Origin of the sequence: Pseudomonas protegens, from assembly GCF_013407925.2 — a bacterium.
Lineage (GTDB): Bacteria > Pseudomonadota > Gammaproteobacteria > Pseudomonadales > Pseudomonadaceae > Aquipseudomonas > Aquipseudomonas fluorescens_AP.
Genome location: NZ_CP060201.1, coordinates 482,379 through 504,013, shown reverse-complemented (window position 1 = coordinate 504,013; position 21,635 = coordinate 482,379). Strand labels below are relative to the sequence as shown.

Below are 21,635 nucleotides of genomic sequence, written 5' to 3'. Positions count from 1 at the left end.
GCCCATCCCACTGCGGATCCAGGCGCTGGATGCGCGCGGCCAGCGGTGGGTGGGTGGCGAACAGCCGCTCCAGGCGCAGTTTCACCCCCTGGTGGAAATACAGGTGGCTGTACTGGGCGGCGGCGAAGGCGCGCAGGCGTGAACCGGCGCTGCTGCCGCCGATCTTTTTCAGGGCGCCGGCAATGCCCTGGGGGTTGCGGGTGAACTGCACCGCCGAGGCATCGGCGAGAAACTCGCGCTGACGGCAGATGGCCGCCTTGATCAGGTTGCCCAGCAAGCTGCCCAAAGAGCCGAAGACCAGCAGGGCCAGGCCCAGCACAGCGAAGATGATCTGCCAGAAGAAGCGGTGGCGGTCGCTGCCCAGGTGCTGCTTTTCCGCCTGGCGCAGCACCGCGATGCCCGCCAGGCTGAACACCAGCAGGCCGTGGATCACCGCCAGCAAGCGGGTGTTGAGGCGCATGTCACCGTTGTGAATGTGGCTGAACTCGTGGGCGACCATGCCCTGCAACTCGTCGCGGTCCAGGTGGATGAGGGCGCCACGGGTGATGCCCAGCACCGCCTGCTGCGGGGTCAGTCCGGCGGCGAAGGCATTGATCGCGTCTTCTGGCAGGACATACACGGCCGGCATCGTGGCGCCCGAGGCCAGGGCCATTTCCTCGACGATATTGAGCAGCCGCTGTTCCTCGCTGCCCCGTGGCGAATCGTTGATCAGGCGCCCGCCCAGGTGCTCGGCGATCACCTTGCCCCCGGCTCGCAGGCGCCAGGTCTGGTACCAACTGCCCAGCAGCACCACCACCAGCATGAGCAGCGCCAATCCCGCGACCACGATCCAGTTCAGCACCTTGGGCTGGCCGTACTGCTGACTCAGCTCGCGCCACAACAGGCCCAGCCCGAGGCTGCTGAGGCTGACCAGGGTAGCCACCGCCAGGGTCATCAACAGCAGCAGTTTGAGGGTGTGGCGCCGGGCACGGGCCTGGTGTTGAAAGAACTTCATGCAAGCTTCCGGGGGCAGGCGGCGGGGTTACTGGAAGGACACTTTGCTGGCGTCCTGGATCTGCGCGCTGTCGGCGAATTGCAGCAGCGCGGCATCGGCGCGATGGCCGAACAGCCCGGCGAAAAACAGCGCCGGCACTTGCTGCTTGCACAGGTTGTAGTCGGTCACGGCGTCGTTGAAGGCCTGGCGCGCGTAGGCGACCTTGTTCTCGGTGCTGGTGAGCTCTTCGCTGAGCTGCGCCATGTTCTGCGAGGCCTTGAGTTCCGGGTAGGCCTCCAGGCTCAGGTGCAGACGATTAAGAACCTGATCCAGGGCGCCCTGGTCCTGGCCCAGGCGGGCAATGCTGGCGCTGTCGCCGGGTTGCGCGGCGGCCGCTTGCAGGCTGTCCCGGGCACTGTTGCGCGCTTCGGCCAGGGCGGTCAGGGTTTGGCGCTCGTGTTGCAGGTAGCCTTTGACGGTTTCCAGCAGGTTGGGAATCAGGTCGTAGCGGCGCTTGAGCTGCACTTCGATCTGGGCGAAGGCATTGCGCAGGCGGTTGCGCCGGGTCGTCAGGCGGTTGTAGAGGCTGACCAGGTACAGCGCCAGAGCGGCGAGCAGCACCAGGGCGACGATATCGGCGGTGGCCATGGGATGTCCTTATCGGGGTGAGGCGTGGGGGCGGCCATGGTAACGGAAACGTCCCAGGCAGCGACAGACCTTTGCCCGGGCGCCATTCAAGGATTGCCATGGGCCGGCAATTCTGCGAAAAAGCGCGCGGCATGCGCCGGCCTCAAGGTCGGCCGGGCGCCTTTTATTCAATGAACCAGGGACAGGCAATGGACAAGATCATGCTCAGGTTGACGGTGGTCGACGACTATCCACCGGTTGCCAGCGAAGGGGTCTGGGCGGAGCCGCAGCCTGACGGTCTGTACCGGATCGCCAATCTTCCGTTCTATTCCCAGGACGTCTGTTATGACGACGAGGTGACCGTGCAGGTCGAGGCCGATGGTCTGAAATGGTTCAGGCAGGTGGCACGCAGCAGTGGCAACAGCACCCTGCGCCTGGTGTTCTTCAAGGCCGGCCGGGAACGGATCAGCGAGGTGCTGGAACGGATCAATGCCCTGGGTTGCCGCTGGGAGGGCATGAGCAAGGCCTTCTTCTCGGTCAATGTGCCGGCCGCGGTGCAGCTGGACAGCGTGCTGGAGTACCTGCAGGCGTGCTTCGAGCGGGATTGGCTGGATTATGAAAGCGGACTGTTGCGCCAGTGACAGCGCCAAGGCGCCAGGGCCGATGAGCTTGAAATCTGATGCCAACAGCGACAGTGCCTGCATCGAGGACGACCTGCTGAGATTGCCAAGCCGCGGCAATTCTGCGAAAAAGCGCGCCGCAGTCCCGCGTCGGGGCCATCTTTGAACGGGAGTGAAGCATGAGTGACCAATTGCAGGTGATCGATATCCAGTTGGGGGACGGCAAGGCGGTGGTCAAGGGCGCTTTGATCACCACCCAGTACCGGGGTTTTCTGGAAGACGGCAGCAGCTTCGATTCCTCCTACGATCGCGGCAAGCCGTTCCAGTGCGTGATCGGCACTGGGCGGGTGATCAAGGGCTGGGACCAGGGCCTGATGGGCATGCAGGTGGGCGGCAAGCGCAAGCTACTGGTGCCGGCGCACCTGGGTTACGGCGAGCGCAGCATGGGCGCGATCCCGCCCAACTCGAACCTGATCTTCGAGATCGAGCTGCTGGAAGTGCTGACCCGTGACGACTGAGGGGCCAGCGCAAACGTCAGCCGCACCCTCGACCCCCGCCAACAAGGCTTGCCCGGTGCTGCTGCGCTACACCACCGAGCTTGAGGTCTTGGCCTTTCGCCATCCGCTGGCCGGCCTGCAATTGGTCAAGGGCACGCTGGAAGCGGGAGAGTCGACCGCCGCTGGCGCGGTCCGCGAACTGGCGGAAGAGGCGGGCGTCGAGGCCGAGGAAAGCCGCTTTCTCGGCCTCTGGCACTCTGGGTTTGCCGGCCAGGTGTGGGCGTTCCATGAGTGCCAGGTGCCGGCGCCGCTGCCCGCAAGCTGGACGCACTTCACCGCGGATGACGGCGGTCATGACTTCGAGTTTTTCTGGCACCCCCTGGCAAGCCCGCCGTCGGCCCAATGGCACCCGCTGTTTCAAGCGGCCCTGGGCTTTCTGCATGAGCGGTTGCTCGGCGCGGGTCGCCACGCCTAGGCCCTGCTGCCGGGTATTACTGCCCCAGGCGGTACTGGTTGTTGCCGCTGCGTTTGGCTTCGTACATCGCCAGGTCGGCGACGTGCAGCAACTGGTCCATGCGCCCGGCATGGTCGGGAAACACCGCCACGCCCAGGCTGCTGCCGATGCTGTGGCGCTGGCTGTCCACCTCCACCGGCGGCGATAGCTGGCTGAAGATCTTTTCGCCGATGCGCCGGGCTTCTTCAGTCAGGTCGAGCCCAGGGGACAGGCCTTCGAGAACCACCACGAATTCGTCGCCGCCGATCCGCGCCACGGTGTCGCTGCTGCGCAGGATGCCTTGCAGGCGCTGGGCCGTGGCGTTCAGCACCCGGTCCCCGGCGGCATGGCCGTACTGGTCGTTGATGGCCTTGAAACCGTTGAGGTCGACGAACACCAGGGCCACCCGGGTCTGGTTGAGGCGCGCCTGTTCCAGGGCTCGGGACAGGCGCTGTTCGAGCATCAACCGATTGGGCAGCCCGGTCAGCGGGTCGAAGTGGGCCAGTTGCTGCAGCTGGCGGGTGGAGACTTTCTCATCGGTGATGTCTCGTACCACGCCCATCATCTTGATGGTGGTGTCGTGCACGTTCTTCACCACGTTGCCGGTTTCGCGCAGCCAGTGGATGCTGCCGTCGGGCCAGACGACGCGGTATTCCTCGTCATGGTTCTCGCCGGTTTCCAGGCAGCGCAATTCGCCGGCGCGCACCCGCTCCCGGTCCTCGGGGTGCACGCAGGAGCAGAACAGCTCGTAGGAGGGCACCACCTCGCCGACCTTGAAGCCGAACATGCCGTAGATCGCTTCCGACCAGTACAGGCGCTGGGTGTCGACCTCCCAGTCCCAGGTGCCGATCCGTGCGAAGTACTGGCTGCGCTTGAAGCGCTCGGCGTCGTCGGGCAGGCCCTCGACCCGTTTGCGATAGGCGCGCAACTGGGCCTGGGCGCGGCGTTCGCGGCGCAGCAGCCACAGCGTCAGCAGGGTCAGCAACAAGGTCAGGCACAGCAGGAACCAGACAGCAATCATAAGATTCTGGACAGCATGGAAGGGTGAGTCCTGGGGGGTTGGTGGCACTGGGCTATGTTAATCCACGCTATGGGCTGTGCAGCAGCTTTTTCTGCGGCCTCGGGTCACTCGTCGGCGACCGGGGGACGGTGCCGGGAGCCTGGGCTTTTTTTGCAGCGGCCGGCTTGTGTCGGATTGGCCGTGGGAGCATGATGCCTTCCGATATAGGTATAGGGGGTATGGGTATGTCACACACGCACGCGCAAAAAGATGAACTGCTCAAGCGGGTCCGGCGCATTCTCGGCCAGGTCCAGGCCGTGGAGCGGGCGCTGGAGACCGGGGCCGATTGCGGCAAGACCCTGCACCTGGTGGCGGCGACCCGTGGCGCCATCAGCGGCCTGATGGGCGAGATCATCGAGGCCCATGCCCTGGAGCATGTGGCCAACCCCGAGCTCAGCGATGCCGAGCGGGCCCGTGGCGTGGATGAGCTGCTCGAAGCCATTCGCCGTTATTCGAAATAGGAGCGGGACCATGAATCTGTCGCAGCAGGCTGCACATTTGAGCCACGACCATCAGTTTCTCGGTGCCGATCACGATGACAATGCCCGGCGCACCCTGTGGGTGGTGCTGCTGACGGTGGTGATGATGGCGGGGGAAATCGTCGCCGGTTACCTCACCGGGTCCATGGCCTTGCTGGCCGATGGGCTGCACATGGCGACCCACGCCGGAGCCCTGGGCATCGCCGCGGCGGCCTATGGTTTCGCCCGGCGCAATGCCGGCAACTGGCGTTTCAGCTTCGGCACCGGCAAGGTCGGCGACCTGGCGGGGTTCGCCTCGGCGATCATTCTCGGCCTGGTGGCCCTGGGAATTGCCGGCGAATCCCTGGTGCGGCTGTTCCAACCCACTGCCGTGGCCTTTGCCGAGGCCACGCTGATCGCGGTGGTCGGGCTTTTGGTGAACATCCTCAGCGCCTGGCTGCTGGGCGGCGATCATGGGCATCACCACCATGCCCACGACCACCATCATGATCACGAGCATCACGAGCATCACGAGCATCACGAGCATCACGAGCATCACGAGCATCACGAGCATCACGAGCATCACGAGCAGCATCGGGCTCGGGGTGACAACAATCTGCACTCGGCCTATGTGCATGTGCTGGCCGATGCCCTGACCTCGGTGCTGGCCATTGTCGCGCTGTTGGCCGGGCGTTACCTGGGCTGGGTCTGGCTCGATCCGGTGATGGGCCTTGTCGGCGCGCTGGTGATTGCCCGCTGGTCCTATGCGCTGATCAAGTCCAGTGCGGCGGTGCTGCTCGATACCAGCGATGAGCGCCTGGCCGAACAGGTCCGGCGTTCGGTGGAAGAGCCGGGGGATGCGCGCATTGTCGACCTGCATGTGTGGCGGGTGGGGCCTGAGGCGCGGGCGGTGATCGTCAGCGTGGTGGCCCAGGCCTCGCTCAGTGTCGAGGCCGTGCGTGGGCGCCTGGCAGCCTTGCCCGGGCTGGCGCACCTGACCCTGGAGCTGCGCACCCTCTAAGTCCGCTGGCCGGGCGCCTCAGGCGGCGCCCGAGCGGTACAGTTCAAACCCGGTATAAACCAGCCCCGCCAAGGCCACCGCCAGCAGCACCAGGCTCGACAGGCCGGTCACCTGGCGCTTGTACTTGAGCGAGAACCCCTGGCGCGCCATCAGGATATAAGCCCCAAGCACGGCAAAATCGATCACCACCCAGACCAGCGTCAGCAGCAGCGCGCTGCGCTCGAAGGAGCGGCTGACCTGGATGAACTGGGGGAAGAACGAGACAAAGAACAGGATGTCCTTGGGGTTGCTGATGCCCAGCAAAAAGCCATTGGCCAGGCCGCGCCGGCCGCGGGCGGTCGGCGCGGCGGCCGGCGCGGTTTGCGGGCCTGTGGCCTCGCGCAGGCCCTGCAGCGCCAGCCAGCCTATAAAGCCGCACCCCAGCAGGCTGATTCCACTGATCAGCCGCGGATCCAGCGCCAGGCCGGTGGTCAGCATCAGCAGCGCCAGCAGCGCCAGCAGCAACGAGGCGGCATGGGTGCCCAGGGCGGTCAGCAGCGCCTGGCGCGGCCCGGCGTTGAGGCTGGTGTTGACGATCAGCGCCACCACCGGCCCCGGGGTGGCCACCAGCAACAGCACGCTGAGGGCATAGGCCAACAATAACGACAGGTTAAGGTCCACGGTGCAGGGCTCCTGCTCAGTCCAAGAGCGCCAAGCTTGGCGCCTTTGTCCGGCGTTGAAAAACGCAAAAAGCTGTGCGCTACTATGATTTTTTCTCATCATGAGTGCCCGTTGATGGTCGAGTCCCTGCCACCGCTCTACGCATTGCGCGCCTTTGAAGTGGCCGCCCGTTCCTGCTCCTTTACCCGGGCCGCCGAGGAACTGTCCCTGACCCAGAGCGCCATCAGCCGGCACATCCGTACCCTGGAGAGCCAGTTCGGTTGCCGTCTGTTCCAGCGCCACGGCCCGCGGCTGCAGCTCACCGAGGCCGGCGAGCGCCTGGCCCGGGAGCTCAAGGTCGGTTTCCGGATCATCGAGGACGCGTGCCTGCCGTTGCGCGCCAACCGCGGTCAGTTGCGCCTCAAGGCGCCTTCGACTTTGACCATGCGCTGGCTGCTGCGGGCTCTGGAGAGGCTCAAGGGCGAGCAGCCGGAACTGGCGGTGCAACTGGCCAGTGTGTGGATGGATTTCGATCACGTGGACTTCTACGCCGAGCCCTACGACTGCGCGATTCTTCTGGGCAACGGCCACTTCGGCGCCGGGGTCGAGGCCTGCAAGCTGTTCGATGAATGGCTGATTCCCATTGGCCCGCCGCAGGCCGCGCACGGGGCGCCCTGGACCCTGGAACGGCTCAGGGATGCGCAGCTGATCCACCCCTCGGCCGACCGCCGCGACTGGCGCCGCTGGCTGCAGGCCCAGGCGCTTGAGGACCGAGCCTGGCTGGAGCAGGTGCGGCTGGAACGGGGCACTGTCTTCGACTCCCTGGACCAGGCGATCAGCGCCGCCATGGCCGGGCACGGCCTGTCGATCGGCGACCTGCACCTGGTGGCGCAGGACATACGTGACGGGCGTATCGGCCTGCCGTTCCCCAGCGCGGTGGCGTCAGGGGACGGCTACTACCTGGTGTGGCTGCGCGACAGCTCGAACCAGGAGCGCATTGCCCGGTTGCGCACCTTTTTGCTGAGTCAGGTGGCGGACATCAGCGATCTGCACCTGCATGATCGGGCGCCGGGGAGCGCTTCCGGCCGGCATGAGGTCAGCTGAGGATGATGTAGTCGTTGCGTTGCTCGATGCCCTGGTGCGGCCCTGGCACCAGGTGCACATAGCGTCCTTGCAGCAGGTCGATCGGCAGGCAGTCGTCGACGTCGAGCAGGGCGTCGGTGTGGGATTTGTGCCAGTGGGCCAGCATCTGCTGTTTACCCTTGGCCTTGGCTTCGGTCTTGTCTTTGGCCACCACCAGCAGGTAGCGGTGGGCCTCGCCAAAGGTCGCCGCTTCGTAGCCGCCCAGGTTGAGGAAGTACAGGCGCGGCGCGCCCGGCCCGGGGGCCAGGGGGCTGAACTCGACCTTGTAGTGCTCGACGCCGTCGACCCGCATCCAGGAGTCGATGTGCAAGCCCGCCGGGCTGCCGAACCAGGCCTGGCGCAGTTGCCCGTAGGCCGACTCAAGGCGCTCGGCAACCACGAATTGGACGTCGTGGACTTCGATTGTCGCTTTGGGGTGCTTGCCCCCGAGCATCACCACAAACAGCATGATCCTTCCTTTTTCCAGTCGCGGTTTCGGCAGTGGGGGCACCTTTTACCTCAAGCGTCCGTGGGCCGCCAGCCCATGGGCTGGCCGTCCGGCGCGTCGCTGAACAGGGGCAGGCGGCCATTGACCGAGGCCCGGTATTGCCACTGCAGGGTCAGCGCCCCCAGGCCCGGGGGCTGCAGCAGGGTGCACAGCAGGCTGTGGACGATGTTCAAGGCCAGCTCCCGACCCGGGCAGCGATGGGCGCCGGCGCCGAAGCTGAAGCCCTGCTGCGCCGGATCGCTGCCGGTGATCGCGCTCAGGGCCGGGTCGTGATTGGCCGCCGCCAGCAGCACCAGCACGCTATCCCCGGCTTGCAGGTCGACCCCGAGCAGGGTGCAAGGCTCGGCCACGAAGCGGCGGGAGTTCTGCACCGGCGGGTCCAGGCGCTGCTGTTGCAGCAGCCAGTCCTGCAACTGACGGGGATCGTGCTGCAGGCGCCGGGCCAGGGTCGGGTCCGCCAGCAAGGCCAGCAGGCTGTTGCCCAGCAGCCCGGCGCAGGCGTCGTGGGTTTGCGCCAGCAGGCCCAGCAGATTGGCCAGCAGGTCCTCGGGGGCAAGCCCGTTGCTGCGTTGCAGGATCATCGCCAGGAGCGGGCTGTGCTCCGGGCCGTCGAGCACGGCCTGCATCTGCCGGAGCAAGTCGTGCGCCGCGGCGTCGGCAGCCTGCAGCTGTTCCTCCGTGCTCAGGGGCGAGAAGCAGGCGACGAACTGGCCGGTGCGTCGGGCCAGTTCTTCGCACTGCGCGGCGGGCACCCCCAGCAGGGCGGCCAGCAGGGCCACCGGCAGGCGCCACTGCCAGCGTTGCAGGTCGGCGGCGCACTGCGGCGCGCCCAGGGCCGGGCGCCAGCGGGCCAGCCAGGGCATCAGGTCGATCCCGCCCAGTGCCAGCAGCCCGGGTGCCATGGCCTGGCGCGGACAGCCATGCCGCGGGCCGTCGTTCATGCGCATCAGGCGGGCAAACACTTGCCCGGCGGGGCGTCCGGCGATGGCCCGGGGCACCGGCTCCTGCAGCGGCCGGACCCGGCAGGCCGGGTGGTTGAGCACGGCGGCAACCGCCGCGGCGCTGCTGGCCACCCACAGCCCGAGCGCCGAATCATAGGTCAGGCCGCCCCGGGCACGCAGGCGGGCGTAGTAAAAGTCGTAGGGGTCGAAATGGGTAGCTGCGCTGATCGGGTCCATGATTTTTCTCTTTGTTGGGCAGATGTCCAGGTTGCTACTATCCTCTGCCTTTCGAAGACACGATTCGTCATGGAGCGAAATATGAATGTAGTGCAGAACGACCTCGGGCTATCCAACGTGGCGGCGGCCATCGCCGAGCCGGCCCGGACCCGGATGCTCTGTGCCCTGATGGACGGCCACGCCCGCACCAGCACCGAACTGGCGGCGATTGCCCAGGTCAGCACCTCCACCGCCAGCGCCCACCTGGCCAAGCTCAAGGACGCCGGTTTGCTGCGGGTGCAGGTCCAGGGCCGGCACCGTTACTACGACCTCGGCGATCCCCTGGTGGCCCAGGCCCTGGAGGCGCTGATGGTGATCGGCCAGGGCAGCACCTTCACCCCGCGCACCCCGGACCGCCTGCAGTTCGCCCGCACCTGCTACGACCACCTGGCGGGCACCCTGGGGGTGCAGTTGCACGACCGCATGTTGGAAGCCGGCTGGTTACTGGCGGCCGGGGAGGGCGAGGAGTACCCAGTCAGCGACAGCGGCATCGAGTTCTTCCGTGGCCTGGGCATCGAGGTCGCCGAGCTTCGCACCCTGCGCCGCCGCGTTGCCTGCCCCTGCCTGGACTGGAGCATGCGCCGCCCGCACCTGGGGGGCGCCCTCGGCGCTGCCTTGCTGCGGGTATTGCTGGAGCGCAAATGGCTGGTCCGCGACCTGGACAGCCGGGCCTTGAGCCTGACCGGCACCGGCGGGCGCTACATCAGCAAGCGTTTTGGCATGCCGCTGATCCAGCCGTCGCGGCCGCTGTCGGCCTCGGCCAGTCTGGAGCTGCAGCAACTGGGGGGCTGAGCCCCCACGAGGACGCGGCACCCGGGGCTCGCCCGGGCGCCGCTGGGGCCGGTCAATCGGACTCCAGGGCCTGCAGCAAGTCGCGGTCGAGCCCGAGCATGGCCTGCTCCAAGCGCGTCAATGCCGCCTTGATCTGATCGGCATTGGCGCCTTCGCGGCAGGCCTTTTCCAGGTATTCGCATTCATCGATCAGGGCCTTGGCCTGGATGATCCGCGCCGCGCCATGGATGCGGTGGGCCAGCTCGGCGACCCCTTTGCTGTCGGCACTGGCGAGCCGCTCGCGGATCTGTTTCAGGTCCTGCTGGTTGCTCTGCTGCAAGCCCTTGAGCACGCGCTGGATGGAGTCGGGATTGCCGCCGGTGAGGTGGTCCAGTTGCTGGATGTCGAAACGCTGGCTGGTGCTTTTCAGCTGGGTGCGCGGCAGTGCCTGCAACTGCCGCAGGCGTCGATCCAGCTCGGGCAGGGCGATGGGCTTGAAGATGCAGCCGTTCATGCCGGCGTCCAGGCAGCGTTGCTGTTCCTCGGGCTGGACGTTGGCGGTGAAGCCCAGGATCTGCGCCGGCGGTCGTCCCTGGATCTGCTCGGCGAGGCGAATCTGCCGGGTCAGTTCGTAGCCGTTCATCACCGGCATGTTGCAGTCGGTGATCACCACATCGAAGGTTTCCCGCAGCCACAGCTTGTAGGCTTCGGCGCCGTTCTGCGCCTGGCTCAGCGAGTAGTCGAGAAAGCGCAGTTGCTCGCAGAGCAGTTGGCGGTTGGCCTGGCTGTCGTCCACCACCAGGATGTGCAACGCCGCCCGGGTGGCCGGCGGCAGGCTGTCCTGCACCACCGGCGCCGGTGTATCCGGCAGGGGTTCGAGTCGGCTCAGCTGCAGCTGGACCCGGGCCAGGGTGCCGACCCCAGGCTGGCTTTGCAGGCTCAACTGGCCGCCCATCATTTCGCACAGGGTGCGGCAGATCACCAGCCCCAGCCCGGTCCCCGAGCGGGCGTTCTGGTGTTGTCCGGGGACCTGGCTGAAAGGCTGGAACAGCAGCTGCTGGTCCTCGGGTTCGATGCCGATGCCGGTGTCCCGCACCGTCAGTTGCAGGGGCAGGGTCTGCGGGTCGTCGCGCTCGGCCTGCAGGCGGATCTGCACGCTGCCGCGCTCGGTGAACTTGATGGCGTTGCTCACCAGGTTCGAGAGGATCTGCTTGAAGCGCAGCGGGTCGACCAGCACGTCGCCGCTGGCGCTGCTGTCCAGGTCCAGTTCCAGGCGCAGGCCCTTTTGCCGGGCCAGGCCATCGAAGACCCGGAACACCGATTCCACCAGATCCCGCAGATTGGCCCGCTCGGGGCTCAGGCTCAGGCGCCCGCTTTCGATCCGCGCGATGTCGAGGATGTCGCCGATCAGTTCCAGCAGACCCAGGGCCGAACTGTAGGCCACCTCGATTGAAGGGCGGTCGAGCTGACCCTGGTCGGCGCGCTTGAGGGCCAGTTCGAGCATGCCGATCACCGCACTCATGGGGGTGCGGATTTCATGGCTCATGGTGGCCAGGAAGGTGGTCTTGGCCCGGTTGGCCTTGTCGGCGTCGTTCTTGGCCTGGGTCAGTTCATTCAGCAGTTGCTGGCGTTCGCTGATGTCCAGCCAGCCGCCGATGATGCCGAGGATTTCGCCCTGGGCATCGCGGTAGGGCAGCATCCAGTGGTAGATCTGCATCTGCTGGCCGCGGATGTGCACCGTGCGGTCGATCAGCAGCGGCGGGCCGCCGTCGAGGATGCTCTGGAAGTCGGTGGCGAACAGCCCGGCCTCGGGCACCGCCAGTTGTTCGAGGTTGCTGCCCAGCACGCTCTGGCGATCGGTGCCCATGGTCTTGAGGTAGCTGTCGTTGCAGATCACCAGGCGCCGGTCGCGGTCGCGCACGTAGATCGGGTTGGGCGTGCCGTTGATCAGCGCGTCCATGAAGCGCAGCTGGTCGTTGAGGGCATGCTCGGCCCGTTCGCGCTGGCTGACCTGGCGGCGCATGGCGTAGCCCCAGGCCAGGGCGATCAGCAGCAGCACGATCGACGCCGCGCCGGCCAGGTACAAGGTGGTGCGGTAGTCGCGCCAGGAGGGGGGCGCGACGGCCGCCTTGGAGCGCCAGCGATTGTTGAGCTCGGTGATGGCGTCCGGAGAAATGCTGCGCAGGGACTTGTCGATGATGCTGAACAGTTCCAGCTGGTCGCGGCGCACGGCAAAGGACTCGTTGAGCAAGGGCAGGTTGAGGGCCGAGCGGACCTTGAGCTGGTCTGCCTTGATGCGCGGCAGGTTGAAGCTGACGGCGATTTCCGCCTGCACCGCGGCGTCGGCCTTGTGGTCGCGAAGCAGGGACAGGGCTTCGAAGTTGGTCTGCACCTCCTTGATGCGGATCTGTGGATAGCGCTGGCGCAGCAGGGCCACCAGGGCGTGACCGCTGCCGATCAGCAGGGTCTTGCCGGCCATGTCTTCCAGGCTTTTCGGTGCGTCGGCGGCGTCGCGGGTGATCAGCATGTAGGGCCCGACCAGGTAGGGGCGGGTGAACTGCAGGTAGGTTTCGCGCTCGGGCGTGCGGGACCGATCGGCGACCATCTGCACCCGACCCTCGTGCACGGCGTCGTTGAGGTCCTTGAAGCTGGGCAGCGGGGTGATTTCGAAGGTCAGCCCGGTCTTGGCCTCCAGCATCGCCAGCAGATCGGCGGTAATCCCCAGGTAATTGCCGTCGGCGTCGAAGTAGGACATCGGCGGCAGGTAGCGGTGAATGCCGATGCGCACCACCGGGTTCTTTTCGATCCAGCGCTGTTCTTCGGGGGTGAGGCTGGTTTTTTCCATGCTCAGCAGCAGCCGGTCGCCCCAGCGATTGCGGATGCTGATGTCCTGCTCCTTGTGGATCGCGCGCAGGGCGGCGTCGAGCGAATGCTGCAGTTGCCGGTTGTCCGGGCTTACCGCGAAGGCAAAGCCGGAGATGCTGGCCGGGCCGCTGTAGATGATCCGCAGGTAGTCGCTGTAGTTACGCGAGATCAGAAACTGCGCCGATACAGCGTCGCTGAGCAGCACGTCGGCATCGCCGAAGGCCACGGCGGCCATGGCCGCATCCGCGCTGCCGTAGGTTTCGATCCGCGCCAGGGGGTACATGGCCTGGGCCACGAGCAGGCTGATGGTGTCCTGGGAGATGGCCAGGCGGCGTCCCTGCAAGCCGCCTTTGAGCGATGGCGAATCCCCCAGGCGGGCGACCAGGGTCGGGCGATTGACCAGGTAGCTCTGGCTGAGCAGCAGCTGCCGCGGCCGGGCCTCGTCCTGGGTGACGCTGCCCATCAGGTCGATCTCGCCCCTGGCCAGGGCATTGAACACCTGCTCGCGGGTGTCGTAGGCACGGACGCTGATCTTCACCCCCAGAGCGTCGGCCAGCAGGCCGATGTAGTCGGCGGTAACGCCTTCGTACTCCTTGGTTTCGTTGACCATTTCCAGCGGCGGCAGGTTTTGCTGCGCGGTGCCCAGCACCAGCTCGCGCTTGTTGCGCAACCATTGCCAGTCGTCACTGGTCAGGGACAGTTGGTGGTGATGGGGGGATTCATAATTGAGCAGCTGCAGGGTGGGAGGGGTGTCGCTCATGGCCGGCAGGCACGCCAGCGACATCAGCATGGGCAGGATAAAACGAAGCATCAGGGCTCCTGATCGAGGAACGGCACAAGGGTGGATCGAAGAGCAAAGTGGCAGGCTGCGTCATCAGCCGGACAAGGGCTGAGCGCCAATGCTGGAGGTAAATATAGATCAAGGAACGGCGCCAAACGCGGCTATTTTCCCGGGTTGCGGGGGCTCGGGCAAGACCGCTGGCACGGGCGGACCGAAGGTCAGGGCGCTGCCTTGACCGGCTTGCGGTTAGCGATACGCTTGTTTTTATTCGTAAGCTTCCCGTGGGAGGCCGATGGCTGTGCTGAACGCTGTCGGCGGCCCTGTCATCGGCAGCATTTCGGCGGTCGTCGCTGAGCCTGGAGCCGCGCTTGAATACCTTGAAGATACTGGTTCTGGAAGATCACCCGGTGCAGCAGTTGCTGGTCCTGGAGCAGTTGCAGCGCCTGGGTGTGGTGGCGCCCCTGGCGGCGTTCGACGGAACCTGCGCCCTGGAGCTGCTGCGCAGCCGCGGCGCGGCGGACATCGTGCTCTGTGACCTGCAGATGGCGGGCATGGACGGCCTGGAGTTCCTGCGCCGGGCCAGCGAGGAGCAACTGGTGCGGGCGGTGATTCTCTACAGCCTGATCGAGCCCGACCTGCGGCGCGCGGTGCTGCAGATGATCAGCCTGCACGGGCTGATCGTGCTCGGGGATGTGGGCAAGCCGGCGGAACTGGCGGCCCTGCAGGCGATGCTCGAACTCTATCAACTGCGCCACTACCAGCAGCCCCCCGCGCCGCCGCCCCGGCAGTTCGACCCGGTGAACCGCCAAGAGCTGCTGCAGGGCGTGGAGCAGGGGCAGTTCGTGTCCTACTACCAGCCCAAGTTCGACTTGCAGCAGGCCACCTGCCGTGGCGCCGAGGTGCTGGTGCGCTGGCTCCATCCGCAGCGCGGCGTGCTGGCGCCGGCGGCGTTTCTCGCTGAGCTGGAGGCCGAAGGCCTGCTGGACCGGGTGTTTCATCAGCAGCTCGATCAGAGCATGGCCTTGCAGCGGCGGCTGCTGGATCAGGGCGAAGAGCTGGAGCTGGCGTTCAACCTGATGCCCCGGCAACTGGCCTGCAGCGACATCGTCGGGCATATCCGCCAGGCCCTCGAACGGCATAAGGTGCCGCCGCACTTGCTGAGTTTCGAGATCACCGAGGTCGGGCTGGTGCAGGCCCCGGCCATCAGCCTGGAAAACCTGGTGCGCCTGCGCATGATGAAGTGCAACCTGGCGATCGACGATTTCGGCGCGGGCTATTCCTCCTTGCAGCGCCTGTGCGAGCTGCCGTTCAACCAGATCAAGCTCGACGCGCATTTCGTCCGCGAACTGGTGCGCCAGCCGCGCTGTCGCGCGGTGGTGGGAGCCTCCCTGGCGTTGGCCAGCAGCCTGGAAATGTGCCTGGTGGTGGAGGGCGTGGAAACCCAGCTTGAGCGGCGTCTGCTGCTGGACATGGGCTGCGTGCTGGGCCAGGGCTACTGGTATGCCCGGCCGATGTCGGAAAGCGAGTTGCTGGCCTGGCCGCGCGGGGCGCCCGAGCAGTTGTCGCAGCAGGCGCCCTGAGGGTCGCCTGCTGAGCCGTTGCGCTGGACGCGGGCGGCCATTGTGGCGAAGCTGTGGGCCCCTTGATTCAGGCAGGTTCTTGCATGCTCATCGTCTTCAGCGGCTTGCCGGGCACCGGCAAGACCACCATCGCCCGTGCCCTGGTGCCGCACCTGGGGGCCACCTACCTGCGCATCGACAGCATCGAGCAGGGCTTGCGCGACGCCGGCCTGCCCGAGGTGGGCAAGGGCGGCTACCAGATCGCCCTGCAACTGGCCGAGGCCAACCTGGCCCTGGGCAATAGCGTGCTGGCGGACTGCGTCAATCCAGTGGCCGAAAGTCGTCAAGCCTGGCGCCGGCTGGCGGACAGGCTGGGGGTCGCGCTGCTGGACATCGAAGTGCACTGTGGCGATCCGCTGGAGCATCGCCGGCGGGTCGAAACCCGGCAACTGGATGTACCGGGCCTGCAAGCGCCCGACTGGCAATCAGTGCAAACCCACGAGTATCAGGCCTGGGCGTCGCCGCCCCTGCGCCTGGACAGCGCGCGGCTGACGCCGGAGCAGGCCGTGGCGGTGATTCTGGCCAGCTTGCCGGCGCGCCCCTGAGGCCCGGGGCCGCCCGCGCCGATTTTTGCTTTGAACCTCAATGGTGCAGCTACAGTCATTGCTCAGGGGCGCAACGGCCGCTGTGAGCAGGATTGGGTGAAAAAACTCCCGGTTACGGGGCAAGAAAATCCGCTGTCGGGCTTTGTGCACCGATTCTGCCCGCGCCCGTTGCCCCCCGGTGGCGTCCGAGCGCTCTTGAACAGGTCCAAGGTCGGTCTGGTTCGGGGTGGCCGGGTCACTTTTATGAAACTTAATGTCGCTTATTGAGCATTTTTGGCGCGCGGCGGCGCTTTGTCCGCTGTTTGCGGATTTGCGGCATAGCGATTGCTACCGCTGTTTCACCAGGGCGGCAGGGGCCGCCCCGACACAGCACTGAGGAGGTGTTTTCACGGTCAGGGAGCCAGGATCCCTGCCAGGGCAAAGCCGGGTTAGGTACACACAGGGTTCAGATAAGAAGCCGTTTGCATCACGGCAAGGAGTTGGCTATGTCCCGCGCTTTTTTCGATGAAATGTACGCTGCCAGCGGCACGTGTCGACCCCATTACGCAGCGTTCGCCCGTTGGTTGGCGGACACCCCCCTGGAGCTTCTGGAGCAGCGGCGGCGCGAAGCCGATCTGTTGTTCCATCGCGCCGGTATCACCTTCACCCTGTACGGCGACGAGCAGGGCACCGAGCGGTTGATTCCCTTCGACATCATTCCCCGCAGCATCAAGGCCAGCGAGTGGCGCACCGTGGAGCGCGGCTGCGTGCAGCGGGTCCAGGCGCTGAACCTGTTCCTGGCCGATATCTATCAGGGCCAGCGGATCATCAAGGAGGGCATCATTCCCGCCGAACAGGTGCTGGCCAACGAGGGCTATCAGGTGGCCATGCAGGGCCTGAACCTGCACCGCGGCATCTACGCCCATATCGCCGGGGTGGACCTGGTGCGCGATGGCGACGGCAGCTACTACGTGCTCGAGGACAACCTGCGCACCCCCAGCGGCGTGAGCTACATGCTCGAAGACCGCAAGATGATGATGCGTCTGTTTCCCGAACTGTTCGCCGCCCAGCGCATCGCGCCCATCGACCATTACCCCAACCTGCTGCTCGAAACCCTGAAAAGCGCCAGCCCCCTGGACCATCCCACGGTGGTGGTGCTGACCCCGGGACGCTTCAACAGCGCCTATTTCGAGCATGCGTTCCTGGCCCGGGAGATGGGCGTGGAACTGGTGGAAGGGGCCGATCTGTTCGTGCGTGACGACCGGGTATTCATGCGCACCACGGCCGGGGCCCAGGCGGTGGATGTGATCTATCGCCGGCTGGACGACGCCTTTCTCGATCCGCTGTCGTTCAACCCCGACTCCCTGCTCGGCGTGCCCGGGCTGATCGCCGCCTACCGCTGCGGTAACGTGGTGCTGGCCAACGCCGTGGGCACCGGGGTCGCCGACGACAAGTCGATCTACCCCTACGTGGACAAGATGATCCGCTTCTACCTCAGCGAGGAGCCGATCCTCAAGAACGTGCCCACCTGGCAGTGCCGCAACCCCGCCGAGCTGTCCCACGTGCTGGCCAACCTGCCGGACCTGGTGGTCAAGGAAACCCAGGGTTCCGGCGGCTACGGCATGCTGGTGGGGCCGGCGGCCACGGCGGCCCAGATCGAGGAGTTCCGCGCCCGGCTCAAGGCCCGTCCCGAGGCGTATATCGCCCAGCCGACCCTGTCGCTGTCGACCTGTCCGACCTTCGTCGAAAACGGCATCGCGCCGCGGCACATCGACCTGCGGCCGTTCGTCCTGTCCGGCCGGGAAACCCGCCTGGTGCCTGGCGGCCTGACCCGCGTCGCGCTGCGCGAGGGCTCGCTGGTGGTGAACTCGTCCCAGGGCGGCGGTACCAAAGACACCTGGGTAGTGGAGGACTGAACCATGCTCTCAAGAACCGCTGCGGACCTGTACTGGATGTCCCGCTACCTGGAGCGTGCCGAGAACCTGGCGCGCATGCTCGACGTCAGTTACTCGCTGTCGCTGATGCCCCAGGCCGGGCGCGGCGACGGCCATGCCGAACTGTCCATGTCGCTGCTGGCCGCCGGCACCCTGGACGACTACAACCAGCGCTACGGTGAACTCAACAGCGAGCGCATGCTGCACTTCTTTGCCCTCGACGACACCAACCCCGGTAGCATCTATTGCTGCCTGCGGGCGGCGCGCAGCAATGCCCACGCGGTGCGCGGGCGGATCACCGCCGACATGTGGGAGAACATGAACGCCACCTGGCTGGAGATGCGCAACATCGCCGCCAACGGCCTGGGGCGCTACGGCATCAGTCAGTTCTGCGAATGGGTCAAGGAGCGCTCGCACCTGTTTCGCGGCGCCACCGCCGGCACCATCATGCGCAACGACGCCTACCGCTTCATTCGTCTGGGGACCTTCATCGAGCGCGCCGACAACACCCTGCGCCTGCTGGACGCACGCTACGAAATGTTCGGCGAGGAGTCCGAGGAGGTCAGCGACGATTCGGCCCGGGGCTACTACCAGTGGAGCGCCTTGCTCCGCGCCTTGTCGTCCTTCGAGGCGTTCAACGAGATCTACCGCAATGCCCCGGGGGCCGAGCAGGTGTCCGAGATGTTGCTGCTGCGCGCCGACGTACCGCGCTCCCTGCTGGCCTGTGTCGAGGAACTGGACCAGCTCCTGGCCACCTTGCCGGGCGACAACGGCCGCCCGGCCCAGCGCCTGGCCGCCGAACTCAATGCCCGCCTGCGCTACACCGGGATCGAGGAGATTCTCGACTCCGGCCTGCACCAGTGGCTGACCGATTGCATCGGGCAGATCCGCCACCTGGGGCAGACCGTGCACGAATCCTATCTGGAGGTGGTATGAAACTGTCCATTCGCCACGACACAACCTACAGCTACGCCGACGAAGTCTGCACCAGCATCCAGTTCCTGCGCCTGACGCCCCAGGACAGCCAGTGCCAGCGGGTCCTGCAGTGGCAGCTGGAACTGCCACGCCGGGTCCGCGCCCAGCGCGATCCCTACGGCAACATCCTGCACGTCATGACCCTCGACGAGCCCCATGGCGCCATCATCCTCACCGCCTTTGGCGAAGTGCAGATCGACGAGGGCCGCGAGGTGGAAGGCGACAGCCAGTCGCCGCTGCCGTTCCTGCGCACCAGCCACCTGAGCAAGGCCGACGCGGCCCTCTGCGAGTTTGCCCGGCGCCACTGCGGCGAAGGGCGCGACCGCGCCGCGCTCACCGAGCTGATGCAGGCCCTGGCCGAGCACATGCCCTACAGCCCCGGCGCCACCGGAGTCGGCAGCACCGCGGCCGAGGCCTTTGCCGGCGGTGCCGGGGTCTGCCAGGACCATACCCACGCGTTCCTAGCCTGCGCCCGCAGCCTGGGGATTCCCGCGCGTTATGTGTCCGGCTACCTGTGCACCGAGGACGCCAGCCATCTGGCCAGTCATGCCTGGGCCGAAGCCTGGCTCGACGACGGCTGGTACAGCTTCGACGTGACCAACCGCCTGACCCGCCCCGAGCGGCACCTGAAACTGGCGGTGGGCCTGGATTACCTGGATGCCTGCCCGGTGCGCGGCATGCGGCGTGGGGGAGGGGCGGAGCAGATGCTGGCCCGGGTCCAGGTCAGTTCGATGGTGCAGGTGCAGCACCAGTAGTGCCGGTTGCCGTCATTGAGCCGGCACCGCGCGGGACAGCCCGCCCACGGGTGCCGCTGGATCGAGCCTTTGGCCATTGTCAGTTGATGTTATAAAGTAACGGCCTTTCGCCGCTCCCCGAGCGGCGCCGTTTCTTTGAACTTCAGGTGGTGATGGCTTTTTCATGAGTGCCTTGTCCGATACGTGTACCCGCCCGGGCTCCCGGCTGCTGAGCATCGATGCCCTGCGCGGGCTGGTGATGCTGTTGATGCTTCTGGACCACGTCCGCGAAACCTTCTTTCTGCACCGCCAGGTCAGCGACCCGATGGACGTCGCCACTACCGAGCCCGGGCTGTTTGTCAGCCGCACCCTGGCACACCTGTGCGCGCCGGTCTTTGTCCTGCTGACCGGGCTTTCGGCCAGCCTGTTCGCCCACAAGCACGGCCATCGGGCCGAGGCCAGCGCCTTTCTGTTCAAGCGCGGGTTGTTCCTGGTGCTGCTGGAACTGACCCTGGTGAACTTCGCCTGGACCGGGCAGATCCCGCCGAGCGTGATCTACCTGCAGGTGATCTGGGTCATCGGCTTGAGCATGCTGGCGCTGGCGGCGCTGCTGTGGTTGCCGCGCGCCGTGCTGCTGGCGCTGAGCCTGCTGCTGATCGGCGGGCACAACCTGCTCGATGGCGTGCATTTCGCCGCGGGCGAGGCGCTGCATGTGCCTTGGGCGATCCTGCATGACCGGGGCTGGATCGAATTCGGCGAGGCCTTGCGCCTGCGCACTTCCTATCCGCTGCTGCCGTGGATCGGCGTGATCGGCCTGGGCTATGTGCTGGGGCCGTGGTTCGCCGCCGAGACCGACAGCCAGCGGCGCCAGCGCGGGTTGCTGCGGTGCGGGCTGGCGGCGCTGGCGGGGTTTGTCCTGCTGCGTCTGCTCAACGGTTATGGCGAGCGGCCCTGGGTCAGTGGCGACAGCTGGGTGCAAACCCTGATGAGCTTCTTCAATATCACCAAGTACCCACCGTCGCTGCTGTTCATCGCCCTGACCCTGGGCGTGGGGCTGCTTTTGCTGCGCGCCCTGGAGCGCTGCCAGGAACGCCGTTGGGTCGCGGTGCTCGGGGTATTGGGTGGCGCGCCGATGTTCTTCTACCTGTTGCACCTGTATGTGCTCAAGGGCTTGTATCTGTTGGCCGTGGCGCTGTTGGGGCGCAACCATGGGGCCTATTTCGGCTTCGATTCGCTGGGCTGGCTGTGGCTGATCACGCCGCTGCTGGCGGTGCTGCTTTACCCGCCGGTGCGCGCCTTCGCCCGGCTCAAGGCGCGGCGCCGCGACCTGGGATGGCTGAAGTACTTTTGAGGGATGGTTCGCCGGCGTGTTTCCCGCTGGAGCCGGCTGACCGGCGAAAGCATCCCCTCGACGGCTGTCAGGGCCGCGCCGCGCGAATGGCCTCGCGGATCTCTTCCTGCAACTGGCGAGCCCCGCTGCAGGCCGGGTCGGCGGGGCCGTACTTGCAGGATTTATCCAGCACCTTCAGTGCCAGATCGGCGTCGGGCGCTACGCCTATGCCCCGGCTCAGGTGGAAGCCGTACATCGTGCAGGCCCAGGGATCATTCAGCTCACAGGCCTTGTTGAAGGTCTGCACCGCACAGTGGCGGGTGGCCTGGTTGTCGGCGTCGGCGGTGAGCATGCCGGCGGCGCGGTTGGTGCAGCCGGAAACCAGGCCCAGGCTGCAAGCGCGCTGGTACAGCGGTTCATAGCCTGCGGCGGGCCCTTTGGCCTGTTGCAGGGTGGTTGCCAGCCAGTAGCAATCGTTGCCGTCGCCGGTTTCGCAGCGCTGCAGGCAGGCCCCCAGCTGCTCCGGGGTGTCGCAGCGGTTGGCCTGCGTGGCCCGGGTCGCGGTCCTGGCCGGCATGTTGTCGCCGGGGCATTGCCTGGCCTGGGCTTGCCAGTCCTGCCGGGCCTGGACTTTGGCGTACAGGGCGTCGATCAGTGCCTGGTCGGTGGGCGCGGCATTGGCGGCAAGGCTCGACAGCAGGGCCATGCCGAACAGGCAGAAACGGTAGTGACGAGGCATGGGGCAGAGTCCTTTCCAGAGGTCTTGGGAGCGGGCGTATCTTAAGGATTTTCAGCAATAGCTCCAGGCTGCCGGTGGGGTGGCGAGAGGTTTTTTTCATTTTGCCTGCGGCCACTCTCTTGTGGTCC

At 66.4% G+C, this 21,635-nt stretch carries 20 protein-coding genes and 2 pseudogenes; 13 read left to right on the top strand and 9 right to left on the bottom strand.

Annotated elements, in window-relative coordinates; genetic code table 11:
- Position 1: 1 nt before the first annotated feature.
- The 3 genes and pseudogenes from GGI48_RS02270 to GGI48_RS02265 form a co-directional block, all read right to left on the bottom strand.
- Positions 2-757 (bottom strand): annotated as a pseudogene (locus GGI48_RS02270) (M48 family metallopeptidase); the annotation flags it as partial.
- Between the two features lie 54 nt (positions 758-811).
- Positions 812-934: pseudogene (locus GGI48_RS31355) on the bottom strand (peptidase M48); the annotation flags it as partial.
- 87 nt (positions 935-1,021) lie between these two features.
- A complete protein-coding gene (locus GGI48_RS02265) occupies positions 1,022-1,621 on the bottom strand; it encodes a LemA family protein (protein ID WP_047303813.1) in 600 nt (199 codons plus the stop codon).
- Positions 1,622-1,809: 188 nt separating this feature from the next.
- Between GGI48_RS02265 and GGI48_RS02260 the strand changes: the two genes are divergently transcribed.
- From GGI48_RS02260 to GGI48_RS02250, 3 genes are all read left to right on the top strand, one after another.
- A complete protein-coding gene (locus tag GGI48_RS02260; RefSeq protein WP_016966125.1) occupies positions 1,810-2,241 on the top strand; it encodes a DUF4265 domain-containing protein in 432 nt (143 codons plus the stop codon).
- Positions 2,242-2,399: 158 nt separating this feature from the next.
- Positions 2,400-2,738 (top strand): FKBP-type peptidyl-prolyl cis-trans isomerase, encoded by a 339-nt coding sequence (locus GGI48_RS02255; RefSeq protein ID WP_060843293.1) that lies wholly within the window; start codon positions 2,400-2,402, stop codon positions 2,736-2,738.
- A 55-nt stretch (positions 2,739-2,793) separates the two neighbouring features.
- Positions 2,794-3,192: an NUDIX domain-containing protein gene (locus GGI48_RS02250; protein ID WP_179596721.1), complete on the top strand. Its 399-nt coding sequence runs from the start codon at positions 2,794-2,796 to the stop codon at positions 3,190-3,192.
- A gap of 16 nt (positions 3,193-3,208) precedes the next feature.
- On the opposite strand, the gene GGI48_RS02245 is transcribed toward GGI48_RS02250, so the two are convergent.
- Positions 3,209-4,231: a sensor domain-containing diguanylate cyclase gene (locus GGI48_RS02245; protein WP_016966128.1), complete on the bottom strand. Its 1,023-nt coding sequence runs from the start codon at positions 4,229-4,231 to the stop codon at positions 3,209-3,211.
- 224 nt (positions 4,232-4,455) lie between these two features.
- On the opposite strand from GGI48_RS02245, the gene GGI48_RS02240 reads away from it, so the two are divergent.
- Positions 4,456-4,731 (top strand): metal/formaldehyde-sensitive transcriptional repressor, encoded by a 276-nt coding sequence (locus GGI48_RS02240; RefSeq protein ID WP_047303817.1) that lies wholly within the window; start codon positions 4,456-4,458, stop codon positions 4,729-4,731.
- Positions 4,732-4,741: 10 nt separating this feature from the next.
- On the top strand, positions 4,742-5,749 hold the full coding sequence (gene dmeF, locus GGI48_RS02235; RefSeq protein WP_179596719.1) for a CDF family Co(II)/Ni(II) efflux transporter DmeF: 1,008 nt from the start codon (positions 4,742-4,744) through the stop codon (positions 5,747-5,749).
- 18 nt (positions 5,750-5,767) lie between these two features.
- On the opposite strand, the gene GGI48_RS02230 is transcribed toward dmeF, so the two are convergent.
- On the bottom strand, positions 5,768-6,409 hold the full coding sequence (locus tag GGI48_RS02230; protein ID WP_260620600.1) for a LysE family translocator: 642 nt from the start codon (positions 6,407-6,409) through the stop codon (positions 5,768-5,770).
- Positions 6,410-6,523: 114 nt separating this feature from the next.
- On the opposite strand from GGI48_RS02230, the gene GGI48_RS02225 reads away from it, so the two are divergent.
- Positions 6,524-7,492 (top strand): LysR substrate-binding domain-containing protein, encoded by a 969-nt coding sequence (locus GGI48_RS02225; RefSeq protein ID WP_179596715.1) that lies wholly within the window; start codon positions 6,524-6,526, stop codon positions 7,490-7,492.
- Here GGI48_RS02225 and GGI48_RS02220 read toward each other — a convergent pair.
- Both GGI48_RS02220 and GGI48_RS02215 read right to left on the bottom strand, forming a co-directional pair.
- On the bottom strand, positions 7,485-7,979 hold the full coding sequence (locus GGI48_RS02220; protein WP_103742066.1) for a DUF1543 domain-containing protein: 495 nt from the start codon (positions 7,977-7,979) through the stop codon (positions 7,485-7,487). The two genes, GGI48_RS02225 and GGI48_RS02220, sit on opposite strands and share 8 nt — an antisense overlap.
- Before the next feature lie 50 nt (positions 7,980-8,029).
- Positions 8,030-9,196, bottom strand: coding sequence for a cytochrome P450 (locus tag GGI48_RS02215; RefSeq protein ID WP_179596713.1), 1,167 nt, complete (start codon positions 9,194-9,196; stop codon positions 8,030-8,032).
- A gap of 81 nt (positions 9,197-9,277) precedes the next feature.
- Here GGI48_RS02215 and GGI48_RS02210 point away from each other — a divergent pair, with 81 nt between their 5' ends.
- A complete protein-coding gene (locus GGI48_RS02210; protein ID WP_179596711.1) occupies positions 9,278-10,027 on the top strand; it encodes an ArsR/SmtB family transcription factor in 750 nt (249 codons plus the stop codon).
- Positions 10,028-10,079: 52 nt separating this feature from the next.
- On the opposite strand, the gene GGI48_RS02205 is transcribed toward GGI48_RS02210, so the two are convergent.
- On the bottom strand, positions 10,080-13,682 hold the full coding sequence (locus GGI48_RS02205; protein WP_179596709.1) for a transporter substrate-binding domain-containing protein: 3,603 nt from the start codon (positions 13,680-13,682) through the stop codon (positions 10,080-10,082).
- A gap of 338 nt (positions 13,683-14,020) precedes the next feature.
- Here GGI48_RS02205 and GGI48_RS02200 point away from each other — a divergent pair, with 338 nt between their 5' ends.
- The 6 genes from GGI48_RS02200 (at position 14,021) to GGI48_RS02175 (ending at position 20,789) form a co-directional block, all read left to right on the top strand.
- Positions 14,021-15,232, top strand: coding sequence for an EAL domain-containing protein (locus GGI48_RS02200; RefSeq protein ID WP_179596707.1), 1,212 nt, complete (start codon positions 14,021-14,023; stop codon positions 15,230-15,232).
- An 83-nt stretch (positions 15,233-15,315) separates the two neighbouring features.
- The gene (locus GGI48_RS02195) at positions 15,316-15,816 is read left to right on the top strand and encodes an AAA family ATPase (protein WP_016966137.1); all 501 of its coding nucleotides are present in this window, start codon (positions 15,316-15,318) and stop codon (positions 15,814-15,816) included.
- 485 nt (positions 15,817-16,301) lie between these two features.
- Complete coding sequence (locus GGI48_RS02190) at positions 16,302-17,711, top strand: circularly permuted type 2 ATP-grasp protein (protein WP_047303832.1); 1,410 nt, start codon at positions 16,302-16,304, stop codon at positions 17,709-17,711.
- Between the two features lie 3 nt (positions 17,712-17,714).
- The gene (locus GGI48_RS02185) at positions 17,715-18,665 is read left to right on the top strand and encodes an alpha-E domain-containing protein (RefSeq protein WP_103742071.1); all 951 of its coding nucleotides are present in this window, start codon (positions 17,715-17,717) and stop codon (positions 18,663-18,665) included.
- The gene (locus GGI48_RS02180; protein WP_179596705.1) at positions 18,662-19,459 is read left to right on the top strand and encodes a transglutaminase domain-containing protein; all 798 of its coding nucleotides are present in this window, start codon (positions 18,662-18,664) and stop codon (positions 19,457-19,459) included. Before GGI48_RS02185 ends, GGI48_RS02180 begins: the two co-directional genes overlap by 4 nt.
- Before the next feature lie 163 nt (positions 19,460-19,622).
- Complete coding sequence (locus GGI48_RS02175; protein WP_179596703.1) at positions 19,623-20,789, top strand: DUF1624 domain-containing protein; 1,167 nt, start codon at positions 19,623-19,625, stop codon at positions 20,787-20,789.
- 67 nt (positions 20,790-20,856) lie between these two features.
- Here GGI48_RS02175 and GGI48_RS02170 read toward each other — a convergent pair whose 3' ends face one another.
- Positions 20,857-21,507 carry a sel1 repeat family protein gene (locus GGI48_RS02170; protein ID WP_179596701.1) on the bottom strand — a complete coding sequence of 217 codons (651 nt, stop codon included), beginning with the start codon at positions 21,505-21,507 and terminating at the stop codon, positions 20,857-20,859.
- Positions 21,508-21,635: the final 128 nt, after the last annotated feature.

Excerpts from the sequence above, each read along its gene's own strand:
- dmeF (WP_179596719.1), top strand. The coding sequence starts at position 4,742 with ATGAATCTGTCGCAGCAGGCTGCACATTTGAGCCACGACCATCAGTTT.
- GGI48_RS02220 (WP_103742066.1), bottom strand. The coding sequence starts at position 7,979 with ATGCTGTTTGTGGTGATGCTCGGGGGCAAGCACCCCAAAGCGACAATC.
- GGI48_RS02240 (WP_047303817.1), top strand. The coding sequence starts at position 4,456 with ATGTCACACACGCACGCGCAAAAAGATGAACTGCTCAAGCGGGTCCGG.
- GGI48_RS02185 (WP_103742071.1), top strand. The coding sequence starts at position 17,715 with ATGCTCTCAAGAACCGCTGCGGACCTGTACTGGATGTCCCGCTACCTG.
- GGI48_RS02215 (WP_179596713.1), bottom strand. The coding sequence starts at position 9,196 with ATGGACCCGATCAGCGCAGCTACCCATTTCGACCCCTACGACTTTTAC.
- GGI48_RS02180 (WP_179596705.1), top strand. The coding sequence starts at position 18,662 with ATGAAACTGTCCATTCGCCACGACACAACCTACAGCTACGCCGACGAA.
- GGI48_RS02265 (WP_047303813.1), bottom strand. The coding sequence starts at position 1,621 with ATGGCCACCGCCGATATCGTCGCCCTGGTGCTGCTCGCCGCTCTGGCG.
- GGI48_RS02210 (WP_179596711.1), top strand. The coding sequence starts at position 9,278 with ATGAATGTAGTGCAGAACGACCTCGGGCTATCCAACGTGGCGGCGGCC.
- GGI48_RS02170 (WP_179596701.1), bottom strand. The coding sequence starts at position 21,507 with ATGCCTCGTCACTACCGTTTCTGCCTGTTCGGCATGGCCCTGCTGTCG.
- GGI48_RS02195 (WP_016966137.1), top strand. The coding sequence starts at position 15,316 with ATGCTCATCGTCTTCAGCGGCTTGCCGGGCACCGGCAAGACCACCATC.
- GGI48_RS02225 (WP_179596715.1), top strand. The coding sequence starts at position 6,524 with ATGGTCGAGTCCCTGCCACCGCTCTACGCATTGCGCGCCTTTGAAGTG.
- GGI48_RS02245 (WP_016966128.1), bottom strand. The coding sequence starts at position 4,231 with ATGATTGCTGTCTGGTTCCTGCTGTGCCTGACCTTGTTGCTGACCCTG.
- GGI48_RS02175 (WP_179596703.1), top strand. The coding sequence starts at position 19,623 with ATGAGTGCCTTGTCCGATACGTGTACCCGCCCGGGCTCCCGGCTGCTG.
- GGI48_RS02260 (WP_016966125.1), top strand. The coding sequence starts at position 1,810 with ATGGACAAGATCATGCTCAGGTTGACGGTGGTCGACGACTATCCACCG.
- GGI48_RS02255 (WP_060843293.1), top strand. The coding sequence starts at position 2,400 with ATGAGTGACCAATTGCAGGTGATCGATATCCAGTTGGGGGACGGCAAG.
- GGI48_RS02205 (WP_179596709.1), bottom strand. The coding sequence starts at position 13,682 with ATGCTTCGTTTTATCCTGCCCATGCTGATGTCGCTGGCGTGCCTGCCG.
- GGI48_RS02190 (WP_047303832.1), top strand. The coding sequence starts at position 16,302 with ATGTCCCGCGCTTTTTTCGATGAAATGTACGCTGCCAGCGGCACGTGT.